Here is a 13,568-nt window from a genome sequence, read left to right as displayed (position 1 = left end):
CGGGGCGCCTCTGTATTCCAGAATGTGGAATAGCCTAATCCAAACTCTTCCATTCATTGAAACTTAAATCGCCTCTAACGTGAGCCCATGTCCAGCGAGCGACGCCGGACACTCCAACGAATCGAGAGGGCATCACCATGAGCAACAACATTTCCGGCAAGGTCGTGGTCATCACCGGCGCCAGCAGCGGCCTGGGCGAAGCGACCGCCCGTCATTTGAGCAAGTTGGGCGCCAAGGTGGTGCTGGCCGCACGGCGCAAGGAGCGTCTCGAGCAACTGGTCAGCGAGCTGGTCGCCGCTGGCGGCGAGGCCGTGGCCTACCAGACCGACGTGACCCGTGCCGATGAGGTGAAAGCGCTGATCCAGGGGGCGCTGGACACCTTCGGCCGCGTCGATGTGCTGGTCAACAACGCCGGGCTGATGGCCATCGCGCCGATGAGCGACGTGCGTGTCGAGGAGTGGGAGCGCATGATCGACATCAACATCAAGGGCGTGCTGTACGGCATCGCCGCGGCGCTGCCGGTGTTCCAGCAGCAGAACGCCGGGCATTTCATCAACATCGCCTCGGTGGCCGGGATCAAGGTGTTCAGCCCGGGCGGCACCGTCTACAGCGGCACCAAGTTTGCCGTGCGGGCCATCTCCGAAGGCCTGCGCCATGAAGTGGGCGGCAGCATCCGCACCACCACCATCGAGCCGGGCGCGGTGGATTCGGAGCTGAAGTTCGGCAGCGCCCATCAGCAGAGCCGCGACTTCGTCGTCGACTTCTACAAGCAGGCGATTCCGGCAGAGTCGGTGGCGCGCGCCATCGCCTACGCCATCGAACAGCCGGCCGACGTCGACATCAACGAGATCGTCCTGCGCCCGACCGTGCAGGAATTCTGATCCGCGCCTGCCGCGTCTGCGGCAGGTTGGCCCCTTTCCAGGCACTTGCGATACCGGGCTGCACTAGGCCAGGATGCAGGCGCCGTTTCGTTCAAAGGAGAGGGGGCAGTATGTTTTCCCATATCTGCATCGGCGTGAGCGATTTTCCACGCGCCCTGAGGTTTTACCAGCCGCTGATGGATCTGCTGGGTGTCGAGTTGCGTTTACTCGATGCGGAAAAGCCTTGGGCGGTCTGGCAGTCGAGCCCGGAGCCCCGGCCTCTGTTGCTGATCAGCACACCTTACGATGGCGCAGCGCACCACTCCGGCAACGGGCAGATGGTGGCGCTGCTGGCGCAGAGCCGTGCACAGGTCGATCAGGCTCACCGGCTGGCGCTCGCTCAGGGTGGGCGTTGCGAGGGCGCTCCAGGCCTGCGCGTGCACTATCACCCGGATTACTACGGTGCCTATTTTCGCGACCTCGATGGCAACAAGCTTTGCGTGGTATGCCACCGCCCCGAGTGAGAGGGGCCTATCCCTGACGCGGTGGTCCAGCGCTCGCTGAGGAGCTCAACCACGGTGAAGGTGGCGGATTGCCAGGCCTGGCTGGTCTGAAAGTACTGAGTGAGTCGTCGATCGATGTCCGATGCTAAAGCAATGGCAGGCTGCGTCGGGTGTGTTCGGCGAAAGCTTCGCTCAATGGTGTGCTGTGGCCCAACTTCAGGCTGATGCCGACGCTCGGCAGCGTCGGCAGTGTTGCTGTGGTGTCGAGAATGCACAGGTCAGGCGGCACGGCGGTACGTGTAATTACGGCGATGGCCTGGCCTGAGCGCACCAATGCGGTCAGGCCGGCCAGGCTGTCGCTGGCGTAGGCGATGCGATAACCGCGGCCGGCGCGGTCGAGGCTGGCACGGGCGGCCAGGTGATCCAGTGTATCGGGGCTCGACAGCGCCAAGGGCAGCGGGTCGAAATCTGCGGTTTCGGTGCCGGGACAGCCAACCCATACCAGTGGTTCGCGGCGGATGATGCTCTCGTCTGGTGCGCCGTCCGGCAGGGAGATCAGTGCCAGATCCAGTGCATGCTTGTCCCATTGCTGCAGCAGGCGTGGTGTTGGCGCGCAGATCACCTCGACCAGTACGTTGGGGTGCTGGCTGGCGAACTGGCGCAGCAGATAGGGCAGGAATACGGCGGCATAGTCGTCCGGACAGCCGAAGCGGATGGTGCCGGACAGCCCCTTGGCGGACAGATCGGCCATGGCTTCGTCGTGCAGGCGCAGAATGCGCTGTGCATGTGCCAGCAGGCGCTCGCCATGAGCGGTGAGCAGTACGCCGCGGCCGGTGCGTTGGAATAGCGGTTGTTCGACGATTTCTTCCAGGCGCTTGAGCTGCTGGCTTAGCGCTGACTGCGTACGCCCGACGCGGTTGGCCGCGCGGCTGAGGGAGCGCGCCTCGGAGATAGCGACGAAGGAACGCAGCAGATCGATGTCGAGGGACAGGCTCAAGTTATTCGTCTCGCTTCTATCTTGTATAAGAACTATTCGTTTCCATGAAATCAGGCCGGATGCCTAGACTGCAAGCACTGCCTTCATGCCCTTTTTGGAGAGTGCCCATGTCCCGCAACGATGATCCGGCCTTCTGGCGCAACGCACGCAATCACCTGATCCGCTACGGCGGCACCTTCGAGCCGATGATCATCGAGCGCGCCCAGGGGTGCTTCGTCTACGACGCCGATGATCGCGCCATCCTCGACTTCACCTCCGGACAGATGAGTGCTGTGCTCGGCCACAGTCATCCCGAAGTGGCGGCGGTAATCGCTGAATACGCCGGTCGACTCGATCATCTGTTCAGCGGCATGCTGTCGCGCCCTGTGGTCGATTTGGCCAGCAAACTGGCGGAGATCACCCCCGCCGGGCTGGATCGTGCGCTGCTGCTGAGCACCGGCGCGGAGTCCAACGAGGCGGCGATTCGCATGGCCAAGCTGGTCACCGGCAAGTATGAGATCGTCGGCTTTGCCCAGTCCTGGCACGGCATGACCGGTGGCGCCGCGTCCGCCACTTACAGCGCCGGACGACGCGGCGTCGGGCCGGCAGCGGTTGGCTCGTTCGCCATCCCTGCGCCATTCCCCTACCGCCCGCGTTTCGAGCGTCATGGCGAGTACGACTACCTGGCCGAACTGGATTACAACTTCGACCTGATCGACCGCCAGTCCAGCGGTAACCTGGCGGCTTTCATCGCCGAGCCGATCCTCAGTTCCGGCGGCATCATCGAGCTACCGCCGGGCTATATGGCGGCGCTCAAGCGCAAGTGCGAGGAGCGCAGCATGCTGCTGATCCTCGACGAGGCGCAGACCGGCGTCGGCCGTACCGGGTTGATGTTCGCCTGCGAGCGTGAAGGCGTTACGCCGGACATTCTCACCCTGTCCAAGACCCTGGGCGCCGGCCTGCCGTTGGCAGCAGTGCTGACTTCAGCGGCAATCGAGGAGCGTGCCCATGAGTTGGGCTACCTGTTCTACACCACTCACGTCTCCGATCCGCTGCCTGCTGCGGTAGGCCTGAAGGTGCTCGAGGTGGTCGAGCGTGATGGTCTGGTGGCGCGAGCCAACCTCATGGGCGAGCGCCTGCGCAATGGCCTGCTGCGTTTGCAGGAGCGCTTCGAATGCATCGGTGACGTGCGTGGCCGTGGCTTGCTGCTGGGGATGGAAGTGGTCAAGGACCGGGCAACCAAGGAGCCTGCCGATGGCCTCGGCACTAAGATCACCCGCGAATGCATGAACCTGGGTCTGAGCATGAACATCGTGCAACTGCCGGGCATGGGTGGGGTGTTCCGTATCGCCCCGCCGCTGACGGTCAGCGAGCAGGAGATCGACCTCGGGCTCGGCTTGCTGGAACAGGCGATCGAGCGTTCAGTCTAGTGGGCTGTTGAACACTCGACCGATCAACGCACTAGCAGCGGCAGCCAAACCGAAGCCAGCAGCAGCGCGGCCATGCAGCGGTTGAACAACAGCAGCCTGGTCGGTTGCCGCAACAAGTGTGCACTGCCGATGCCGAGCAGGCCCCAGGCCAGCAGGCAGGGCGTGGACACCAGCAGGAATAGCGTCGCGTAGCTCGCTACCGCGCCGAACGAGGCCTGGCCGTCGAGAAAGATCGCCGTGACCGAGACGGTCATTAGCCAGGTCTTGGGGTTGATCAGTTGCAGGCCGGCGCCCTGGGCGAAGCCCTGGCGCCGGTCGACGCTGCGTTGGTCCAGGCCGGCTGCCTCGGCGCGCATGAGCTTGCAGGCCATCCAGCTGATCCAGGCCGCGCCGGCCCAGGTCATCGCCGTCTGCAACAGCGGCGCTCTGGCCAGCAGCTCGCCGAGGCCCAGGCCGACCACCAGCAGCATCAGACTGGCAGCGAGGCTGGCGCCCAAGGCGATGGCCAGGGCGATGGATAGGCCGAAGCGAGCCGCGCTGCCGAGGATCAGCAGGTTGGTCGGGCCGGGGGTGATCGAGGCCACCGAGGCGAAAAGGATGAAGGGCAGCCACTGGTTCATGGCCGCGCTCGTTGAGCAGTGAAGGGCATCGGGCATCGCTCCATATCGGGTATGGCGCGATTGTCCGGCTGGCTGCTTCAGTGGTCTTGAAGCTTTGTGCAGAGGCTGCGGTAGGCGCCCGGGGTAAGGCCGTTGGCGCGGCGGAACCAGCGGCCCAGGTGACTCTGGTCGGCGAAGCCCAGGTCGCTGGCGACATCCGCCGGTGCCGTGCCGAGGGCCAGCAACCGGCGTGCGCGCACCAGACGCAGCTGGATCAGGTAACCATGCGGAGCGATGCCGAAGGCCGCATTGAACGCACGGCTGAGGCGGAAGCGGTCGACGCCGCAGACTCGCGCCAGTTCGTCGAGGCCGACGTTCTGGTGAAAGTGTGCGTGCAGGTAGTCGCGGGCACGCAGGGCCACGCGGGGAATCTGCGGATTGCCCGGCAGGCGCTGGCGCCAATAAAGACTGCGTGAGATGCGCTCCAGCAGCGCATCCAGCGCGGCGTCGCGCACCATGCGCGGCTCATTGTCGTTCAACGCCTGCAGGGCATTGGCGATACAGGGCAGCAGGCCGGGGTCGTCCGGTTGGGTGCGCGGCACGCCGGGCAGGCAGTCGGCAGGTGCCTGCTCGAACAGCGCCGGCAGCGCGCGCTCCAGCCAGGCCGGCTCGAGATAGAGGGTGGAGTAGGTGAAGCCGCCCGGTGTCGGCGCATGGCCGTCGTGGATATCGCCGGGCTCGAGGAAGAAGGTCTGTCCCGGCACGCTGCTGAACAGCGCACGTCGGCAATGGAACTGCTGCACGCCCTGCTCGGTGAAACCGATCAGGTAGCTGTCGTGCCAGTGCGGGTCGTAGGCGTGGCCCTCGAAATGCGCACGGATCACCTCGATGCCGGTATCGGCATCCTGCTTGAGGTCGACCCATGATTGCGCGTTCATCGCCTGCTGCCCGCTTGTGCTGTGAACGCTTGAGCTTACCGCGTTCGGCGAACAGGACTAGAAGGTTTGTGCACGCGCCTTTCGTAAGAGCCGGCTTGCCGGCGATCGATGTTTCCGGCGGAGCTGCATCGTCCGCAAGCGGGCTCCTACAGATCGGGATACCAGCGCGGCGTATAGACCCACTCGCCGCCATCGGCACGGGGGAAGCGGCGGGTCTGGCTGGAGCCGATGATCACCAGGGTGCGCATATCGACCATCTCCGGGGTCAGCTCGCCTAGGGTGAGGTTGCGCAGGGCTTCGGCGGGGCGACCGATATCGCGGCCGAGCACCACCAGGGTCTGCGGTTCGCGGTGCTGGCGCAGCAGCTCCAGGGCGCGGCCAAGCTGCCAGGGGCGCGACTTGGAGATCGGGTTGTAGAAGGCCATGGCCAGGTCGGCGGCGGCGGCGTGTTGCAGGCGCTTTTCGATCACTGCCCAGGGCTTGAGGTTGTCGGACAGGGAGATCAGGCAGAAGTCATGGCCCAGCGGCGCGCCGGCCTTGGCGGCGGTGGCCAGGGCGGCGGAGACGCCCGGCAGCACTTCCAGTTCGACACCTTGCCAGGTCTCGCTTTGCGGGCTTTCCAGCGCCTCCATCACGGCGGCGGCCATGGCGAATACGCCGGGGTCGCCGGAGGAGATCATCACCACGCGGCGGCCGCTGGCGGCCAGTTCGAAGGCGTGGGCGGCGCGCTGCAATTCCTCGCGGTTGTCGCTGGGGTGCAGGCACTGATCGGCTCGCAGTGGGCCGGCCATCTTCACGTAAGTGTCGTAGCCGAGCAGATCTTCGGCCTCGTTGAGGGCGCGGCGCACGGCGGGGGTCATATGCTCGGCTGCGCCGGGGCCGAGGCCGACCACGCTGAGGCGGCCACGGCGCTGGCCTAGGCGGTCGATATCGATGGGCTGCTCGGCCAAAAGCAGGCTCAGGCCCTCGCCTCGGTGGCATTCGGCGGGTAGCTGGGAGTCGCTGTGGATAAAACGCAGCGGCAGTTTCAGTTTGTTCGCTGCGGCGTGCAGCTCGGCATTGGCCATCCAGCCTTTGTCGGCCAACAGGCAGGCCAGTGCCTGCGGCGCCAGCTTGGCATCGCCCAGCGCCTGCTGCAGACGTGCCGGCAACTCGGCATCCGGACGTTCTATCAGCGCAGCGGCGACGCGCGGGTGGATCAACAGTTCGTCCGGTTGCGCCGGGCGCGCCTGTGCGGTGATGTGGATAACCCGGCTGGCGGCGTTATCCACAGGCAGTTGCGCGGTTTCCAGCCAGGGTGCCTGGCCTTCGATGCGTACCGTCTCGCCGCCGAGCAGATCGCTGACGAAACGCTTGCCCTGCTGCAGGTCAGCCAGGGCGTAACCGGCGGGCGGCTCCAGCAGGCAGGTGCCGAAGCGCAGTTCTCCGCTGGTGGTGATGGCCGGCGTTACACCCAGGTGCACGGCGATCTCGCGGGCCAGGCGGTTGACCCCAGCCAGGCCGCCGAGCAGCGGCACCACGGCGCTGCCGTCCTCGGCCAGGGCCAGCACCGGCGGCTCGGCGCCCTTTTCCGCCAGCAGCGCGGCCAGGCTACGGATGACGATACCGGCAGCGCACAGCGCCAGCAGGGGTTGGCCGGCACGATAGAGGCTGCGCAGGTGCTCGCCGAACTCGTCGTAGTGGCGCTCGACGCCATCGGCGCGCCCGCGCAGGCCATGGATCACCGCCTGTGGATAAAGCGCCTTGAGGCGTTGTGCAGTGGCCAGTGCGCTGGCGCCGAGGATGACGATGTTCATGCGGCATATCCTGTAGCCCGGATGCAATCCGGGGAATGGGTTTCCCGGATTGCATCCGGGCTACGAGCTGAGTCCTGTGTGTTGAGGTAAATGAATTGCTTCGTTCGTACACGGACTGCTCCCTCTCCCATTTATGGGAGAGGGTTGGGGAGAGGGGCTTCAGGCGCTTCACCCGCGCCATTTCTGGCCGGGCACCAGAATCATCGAGAAATACGGCGAATCCATCGGCTCCACCTCGTCCAGCGGCACGATCTTCTGGCTGGCCATGGTGGCGCGTTCGACGTAGTGGGCGCGGCCATCCAGGCCGAGCTTGCGCAGCACGCGGCGCACCTTGTCGAAGTTGCGCCCGAGCTTCATCACCACGGCGGCTTCGGCGTCGCGCAGGCGCTGTTCCAGCTCGTCTTCCGGTAGCACGCCGGAAAGCACGCTCAAGCTCTGATTGCGGTACACCAGCGGGGTGCCAAGCACCGAGGCGCAGCCGAGCATGGAGCAGACGCCGGGCACCACCTCCACCTTGTAGCGGTCGGCCAGGCGGTCGTGCAGGTACATGTATGAGCCGTAGAAGAACGGGTCACCCTCGCAGATCACCGCCACGTCCTGGCCCGCGTCCAGCAATTGGGCGATCTGCTGCGCGCAGGTGTCGTAGAAATCGGCGATCACATCCTCGTAACTTAGCGGCGGCGCGAGCTTTTCGGTGGTCACCGGGTAGACCAGCGGCAGCCGCTGTTGGGTGGCGTCCAGATGGGCCTCGATGATGCCGAAGGCATTGCCGCCGTGGCCGGCATTATGTTTGGCCTTGGCCACGAAGTACGCCACCACCGGCGCGCATTTGAGCAGGCGTAGGGCCTTGAGGGTAAGCAGCTCAGGATCGCCGGGGCCGACGCCGAGGCCGAGCAGACGACCGGCCATCATTCCACCTCCGAGGCGAGGGCGTTGACCGCCGCTACCGCCATGGCGCTGCCGCCACGGCGGCCCCGCACGATCACGTAGGGCACGCCACGGCTGTCTGCTGCCAGGGCATCCTTGGATTCCGCCGCGCCGATAAAGCCGACCGGCATGCCGATGATCAGTGCCGGCTTCGGCGCGCCGGCGTCGAGCATCTCCAGCAGGTAGAACAGCGCGGTCGGCGCGTTGCCGATCACCACCACGCTGCCTTCGAGATATTCGCGCCAGTACTCCAGAGCCACCGCCGAGCGGGTGTTGCCGGCTTCGCGGGCCAACTCCGGTACGCCGGAATCGTGCAGGGTGCAGATCACCTCGTTGTTCGCCGGTAGGCGCGGGCGGGTGATGCCCTCGGCGACCATGCGCGCATCGCAGAGAATCGGCGCGCCAGCCAGCAGCGCCGCACGACCGGCCGCGCCGGCACCGGGGGAGAAGCGCAGGTCTTCCACCACGTCGACCATGCCGCAGGCGTGGATTACCCGAACGGCGAGTTTTTCCATATCGGCGGGGATGCCATAGAGGTTGGCCTCGGCGCGAATGGTGGCGAAGGAGCGGCGGTAGATTTCCTGGCCGTCGCGGATGTAATCAAGCATCGGGTGTTCCTGCGGGGTGTTGGCGGGCGAACCAGGCGCCGGCCTCGTCGATGGTCATGGCTGGCGCCAGCAGACGACCGAAACCGGGCGCCTCGGGCATGCGTTGGTAGAGCTGGTAGTGATCGGGCGTACTGGCCAGCAGGGTGTAGGGCTGCACGCGTGCGCTGGCGCAGCTGCGCGGGCAGGCGCTGAGATGCACTTGTGGGCGGACGCCGCTTTCGCGCAGCAGCTCCGCCAGGTGCAGGGCGTGGTGCTTGCTGTCGGCCAGGCCGCGCGCGCAGGCTGCCGAGCCGGTGCAGGCGACCAGGCCAAGCAGCGGCTCGTCGGCGTGAATTAGCAGGCCCAGATCGTTCAGCGCCGTCAGCAGCTCAGCGGCCTTTGCCTCGGGCACGTTGCCCAGCAGCACGCCTTGCCAAGGCGTCAGGCGCAGCTCGCCATCGCCGTGGTGCTCGCTCAGCTCGGCCAACGCCAGCAGTTGTTCGGCGTGCAGGCGGCCGAGTCGGGCGCCGGCTACCACCATTCGCAGGCCATTCTGTGCCTGTGGATAAAGCCCAGCCGGTGTGCGTTTGATCGTCGCGGCAGGCTGCCAACTGGCCGGTGCCGGCCGCAGGGGAAAATCCAGACGCGTCTGCAGGCGTTGCAACAGCTCGCTGGCCGGGTTCTTTGCCAGTAATTGGCGCATGCGTGACTGCTCGGGCGTGGCCAGTTCGAGGAACAGCAGTAGAAGCTGACGCACCAACTCGACTGCCTGGGTCGCCTCGACTCGCGCCAGCGGCGCGTCTACGGGGCAGCCGGCCAGGCCCAGCAGCAGGTGCTGTTCGTCTTCGGCGGCCAGCCACAGGTCATGGGGGTGTTCGCGCACGGCCAGGGCTTCGCCGCCGTCCAGTTGCAGGGCGAACTTGGGTGACAGCGCGTGCAGCGCCGGGGTGTCCTGCAGCAAGTCGAGCAACTGACTGGCCAAAGGGCGCACGTCCATCCGCGCCTGCGGGTCGAGGCCTGCAGCGGGGCTGAGCAGCAGGTTGCGCACGTCGTCGGCGCTGGCCACGCGCGGGCCGAGGCCGGCGCCGAGCAGGGCGTCGACCAGTGTGCTTTCCTGGCCGGGCAGTACGCCACGAATCTGCAGATTGCTGCGGTTGGTCAGCTCCAGCACGCCGCTGGCATGCTGCCGCGCTGCTTCGGCAATCGCTCGCGCCTGGGCACTGCGCAGCACGCCGCCGGGCAGTTTGACCCGGCAGATGCCGCCATCCAGCGCAGGCACGATGCGTAGCAGGCCGGGGCAGGCGGAAGGACGGACGGATGTGGGCAAGCGGTCACCTGTGGATAACGACGCGGCGACCGAACCAGCGAAATCCCATAGGGGACTCCATGGCATCGGTACACCCCGCCCGATGTTGGCACTCGCGACCAGCGTTCGTCGGCAGGTCTCCTGGCTGACAGGTCTTCGTCCGCCGCGCCTTCCCGGTTACCCAGTGGCCGATTGCGTTGGACTCGCTGTTTACAGTTGCGGGGGCAGCCACGGCTTTACCGTGTTCCCTCTTAGGGAATTTCTGAAATGGCCATTTACCGTCACTCCCGCGAAGGCGGGAGCCCAGTTACTACTGAGATTCTGGATTCCCGCCTGCGCGGGAATGACGACTATTTCAGAGTTTCCTTAGGCCCTTTACCGAGTCGCATCGACTCATGGGGCACCGACGAAGGTTGTATTATGCCCGCTTTGCCCGGAACGCGGACAGGCGCTCCGTCGGGCCTGTGCGAGGACATTGGATGAAACCCTGGTTGACCCTGGTCGGCATCGGCGAAGACGGCTACCCCGGCCTGGGCAAGGCCGCGCGCCGTGCTCTGCTGGCGGCCACCCTTATTGTCGGCGCGCCGCGCCAGCTGGCGCTGCTGCCGCCGTGCATCAGCGGCAAGCGGGAAACCTGGCCGAGCCCCTTCGACTTGCAACCGCTGCTGGCGCGGCGTGGCGAGGCCGTGTGTGTGCTGGCCAGTGGCGACCCGATGTTCTACGGCGTCGGCGCCAGCCTGGCGCGGCAGCTGCCGGCCGATGAACTGCAGGTACTGCCGGCGCCATCCTCGGTGTCGCTGGCGGCGGCGCGTCTGGGCTGGCCGCTGCAGGAGATGGAAGTGGTCTCCTTGGTCGGGCGGCCGCTGGCCATGCTCAATGGCAAACTGTTTCCCGGCATGCGCCTGCTGGTGTTGAGCGCCGATGGTGACACCCCCGCGCAGGTCGCCGCAGCTCTGTGCGTACGCGGTTTCGGCGCCAGTCGCCTGACCCTGCTGGAACACCTTGGCGGGCCGGATGAGCGCCGCATCGAAGGCCTGGCCGCGAGCTGGGACTTGCCGCGCGGCGCCGACCTCAACCTGCTGGCGGTGGAGTGCCTGGCGGACGCCGGGACAACGCTGCTGCCGCCCACCTGCGGCCTGTCGGACGAGGCCTACCGCCACGACGGCCAACTGACCAAGCGTGACGTGCGCGCAGTGACCCTGGCGCGGCTGGCGCCGCTGCCTGGCGAGCTGCTGTGGGATGTCGGCGCTGGTTGTGGCTCCATCGGCATCGAGTGGATGCGAGCACACCCGGCCTGCCGCGCCATCGCCATCGAGGCCAACGAGGGCCGTCAGGATCATATCCGCCACAACCGAGATGCCCTCGGTGTACCCGGTCTGCAGCTGGTCGCCGGGCATGCACCCGAGGCGCTGGTCGGATTGCCGGCACCGGATGCGATCTTTATCGGCGGCGGCGTCACCGTGCCCGGTGTGCTGGATGATTGCTGGGCTGCGCTCAAGCCGGGTGGGCGCCTGCTGGCCAATGCCGTTACCCTGCAGAGCGAGGCGGCGCTGGTGGCCTTCCGTGAGCAGCAGGGCGGCGAGCTGCTGCGGCTCACCGTGGCCCAGGCGCAGCCGCTGGGCGGCTTCGACACTTGGCGCGCGGCGCTGCCGATCACCCTGCTGGCGGTGCGCAAACCGTGAGTGCGCGACTCCTGCTGCTCGGTGGCACCACCGAGGCGCTGCGCCTGGCGCGTCGACTGGGACCGGAAACTATCTACAGCCTGGCTGGCCTCGGCCGGGTGCCGGATGACCTGGCCTGCCGCGTGCGCGTCGGCGGCTTTGGCGGTGCCGAAGGCCTGGCAGACTTTATCGACCGCGAAGGCATCGAGCTGCTGCTGGATCTGACCCACCCCTATGCGGCGCAGATCAGCCATAACGCCGCCCGCGCCGCCGAAATGGTAGGCGTGCCCTGCTGGGCCCTGCGTCGCTCCGGCTGGCAACCGGGCCCGGGTGACGACTGGCGCGAGGTGGACGGCTGGGATGAACTGACCCGTGCGCTGGCGCCTTTCGAGCGGCCATTCTTCACCTCCGGGCGCGAGCCGCTGGCGCATTTGCACGAGATTCCCGCGCACCAGCACTGGACGGTGCGCTGCCTGCAGGCCGAGCCGGCACCAACCCGCGCCGAGATCATCGGTGCCCGCGGGCCGTTCTCCCTGGAGGAGGAACGCGCGCTGTTCGCGCGCCTGCGCTGCGACGTGCTGGTAAGCAAGAACAGCGGCAGCGCCTCCACCGAGCCGAAGTTGCAGGTCGCGCGTGAGCTTGGATTGCCGGTTTTGCTGTTGCGTCGCCCGCAGTTGCCGGCGGTAACGCATGAGTTCGCGGAGTTGGACGCTCTCTACGAGGCGCTGTCCCTGTAGGGCGGGTGAAACCCGCCAACGCCGGCCTGGCGGCCTTACGCCTGCGCTGATTCCGTAGGGTGCGCCGCGCGCACCGGGCCTTCTATTACCCGCCGGATTGCCTCCGGACCACGACGCGCTGCTAGACTGCCGGCCCGTTCTGGAGACCGTCATGAGCCAAGCCCCCTACGCCCGCGTTCTGTTTATCGGCCCCGGCCTGGGTCGTGGTGCCTCGGCCGAGCGTCTGCAACAGCGCATCGAAATGCTGCTTGGCGAGGCGCATCTGCATGACAGCGAACAGGACGGCTTCTGGCAGGCCATCGATGAGGCGCCGCGACCACTGCTGGTGGTCGATCTGGAGCCGCGCGCCGATGCCGCGCACCGCGACTGGCTGCGCGAACGTATCGCCGAGCGGAGCGACGGGGCAGGAGTGTTCGTGGTCTGCACGGCGCTGGAGGACACCTGGCTCGATGGCCTCGGCGCGTTGCTCGAAAGCCGCGAGGCACATATTCCCTGCAGCGACGTGCCGCCGGTGCCGGCACATCACGCCTGGTCGCAGATCCCGCCGCATGCGCAGCGCCTGCTGCTGTGCAACGGCCCGCGCTGCACGCGCAAGGGCGCGCTGGGCCTGTGGAAAACCCTGCGCCAGCGGCTCAAGGCCGCCGGCAAGCTTGAGTGCGAGGGCGGTGTGCATATCACCCGCAGCCAGTGCCAGTTCCCCTGCGATCTGGGGCCGACCGCGAGTCTTTATCCACAGGGTGAGTGGTATGGCATCAAGGACGAGGCGGCGGTGATTCGCCTGGTCGACGAGCGTCTGGTGGCGGGCAGGGCGTTGCCGGATTTGCGTATCGATGAGCAGGGCAACAATTAGCAACTCGGATTACGCCTGCGGCCAATTCAAGCTACGAGCAATCGCCGCTAAAGCGCCTCCCGCAATTGCCACCGCGCCTTGACTTGAGCGGGTGTGGGTGGTCATATCCGCCCCGCTTCAGGTGTCTCACGCCGCCGCGCGTGAGGTGAAACGGGAAGTCGGTTGAAGTCCGACGCTGCCCCCGCAACGGTAAGCGAGCGACCGCATCGATACGCCACTGTGCGCCACGCGCATGGGAAGGCGATGCGTTCATGACCCTCGCAAGCCCGGAGACCGGCCTGGAGTCGTTTGTGTCTGGCAACCCGCGGTGGGCGGGCGTTGACTCCAGTAGGGCGCCGCCGTGCCCCTGTCTGCTGTTGCGCATTTCCATCGGATTGCCGTGCCTTTTCTCTTTGCGA

13 protein-coding genes and 2 riboswitches are annotated in these 13,568 nt (G+C 66.6%); of the genes, 6 read left to right on the top strand and 7 right to left on the bottom strand.

The genetic code is table 11. The annotated features are described in order from the left end of the window. Positions 1-137: 137 nt before the first annotated feature. Positions 138-881, top strand: coding sequence for an SDR family oxidoreductase (locus tag JWV26_RS09815; RefSeq protein ID WP_072425183.1), 744 nt, complete (start codon positions 138-140; stop codon positions 879-881). A 110-nt stretch (positions 882-991) separates the two neighbouring features. Next, positions 992-1,384 (top strand): VOC family protein, encoded by a 393-nt coding sequence (locus JWV26_RS09810; RefSeq protein ID WP_074915613.1) that lies wholly within the window; start codon positions 992-994, stop codon positions 1,382-1,384. Positions 1,385-1,508: 124 nt separating this feature from the next. On the opposite strand, the gene JWV26_RS09805 is transcribed toward JWV26_RS09810, so the two are convergent. After that, positions 1,509-2,360, bottom strand: a complete 852-nt coding sequence (locus JWV26_RS09805; protein WP_072425185.1) for a LysR family transcriptional regulator — start codon at positions 2,358-2,360, stop codon at positions 1,509-1,511. Positions 2,361-2,467: 107 nt separating this feature from the next. Between JWV26_RS09805 and JWV26_RS09800 the strand changes: the two genes are divergently transcribed. Further along, a complete protein-coding gene (locus tag JWV26_RS09800; protein ID WP_206418939.1) occupies positions 2,468-3,769 on the top strand; it encodes an aspartate aminotransferase family protein in 1,302 nt (433 codons plus the stop codon). A 23-nt stretch (positions 3,770-3,792) separates the two neighbouring features. On the opposite strand, the gene JWV26_RS09795 is transcribed toward JWV26_RS09800, so the two are convergent. From JWV26_RS09795 to cobG, 6 genes are all read right to left on the bottom strand, one after another. Continuing rightward, positions 3,793-4,389: a LysE family translocator gene (locus JWV26_RS09795; protein ID WP_206418938.1), complete on the bottom strand. Its 597-nt coding sequence runs from the start codon at positions 4,387-4,389 to the stop codon at positions 3,793-3,795. A 77-nt stretch (positions 4,390-4,466) separates the two neighbouring features. Then, complete coding sequence (locus JWV26_RS09790) at positions 4,467-5,306, bottom strand: AraC family transcriptional regulator (protein WP_206418937.1); 840 nt, start codon at positions 5,304-5,306, stop codon at positions 4,467-4,469. A gap of 146 nt (positions 5,307-5,452) precedes the next feature. Beyond that, positions 5,453-7,102, bottom strand: coding sequence for a precorrin-3B C(17)-methyltransferase (cobJ, locus tag JWV26_RS09785; RefSeq protein WP_206418936.1), 1,650 nt, complete (start codon positions 7,100-7,102; stop codon positions 5,453-5,455). Between the two features lie 168 nt (positions 7,103-7,270). After that, a complete protein-coding gene (locus JWV26_RS09780) occupies positions 7,271-8,014 on the bottom strand; it encodes a precorrin-2 C(20)-methyltransferase (protein WP_206418935.1) in 744 nt (247 codons plus the stop codon). Then, on the bottom strand, positions 8,011-8,637 hold the full coding sequence (locus JWV26_RS09775; protein WP_206418934.1) for a precorrin-8X methylmutase: 627 nt from the start codon (positions 8,635-8,637) through the stop codon (positions 8,011-8,013). The genes JWV26_RS09780 and JWV26_RS09775 overlap by 4 nt, the downstream gene beginning before the upstream one ends. Then, entirely contained in the window at positions 8,630-9,943 is a 1,314-nt protein-coding gene (gene cobG, locus JWV26_RS09770; RefSeq protein WP_206418933.1) for a precorrin-3B synthase, read from the bottom strand. Before cobG ends, JWV26_RS09775 begins: the two co-directional genes overlap by 8 nt. A 93-nt stretch (positions 9,944-10,036) precedes the next feature. After that, a riboswitch (cobalamin riboswitch) is annotated at positions 10,037-10,220 on the bottom strand. A 181-nt stretch (positions 10,221-10,401) separates the two neighbouring features. On the opposite strand from cobG, the gene cbiE reads away from it, so the two are divergent. The 3 genes from cbiE (at position 10,402) to JWV26_RS09755 (ending at position 13,170) form a co-directional block, all read left to right on the top strand. Next, complete coding sequence (gene cbiE, locus JWV26_RS09765) at positions 10,402-11,604, top strand: precorrin-6y C5,15-methyltransferase (decarboxylating) subunit CbiE (RefSeq protein WP_206418932.1); 1,203 nt, start codon at positions 10,402-10,404, stop codon at positions 11,602-11,604. Continuing rightward, complete coding sequence (locus JWV26_RS09760) at positions 11,601-12,320, top strand: cobalt-precorrin-6A reductase (RefSeq protein WP_206418931.1); 720 nt, start codon at positions 11,601-11,603, stop codon at positions 12,318-12,320. Before cbiE ends, JWV26_RS09760 begins: the two co-directional genes overlap by 4 nt. Before the next feature lie 151 nt (positions 12,321-12,471). Then, positions 12,472-13,170: a (2Fe-2S) ferredoxin domain-containing protein gene (locus JWV26_RS09755; RefSeq protein ID WP_206418930.1), complete on the top strand. Its 699-nt coding sequence runs from the start codon at positions 12,472-12,474 to the stop codon at positions 13,168-13,170. Between the two features lie 102 nt (positions 13,171-13,272). Beyond that, positions 13,273-13,466: riboswitch (cobalamin riboswitch) on the top strand. The last annotated feature ends 102 nt before the right edge of the window (positions 13,467-13,568 follow it).

Source organism: Ectopseudomonas toyotomiensis, assembly GCF_017167985.1.
Classification (GTDB): Bacteria; Pseudomonadota; Gammaproteobacteria; order Pseudomonadales; family Pseudomonadaceae; genus Aquipseudomonas; species Aquipseudomonas toyotomiensis.
This window is presented reverse-complemented; position numbering and strand designations above follow the sequence as displayed.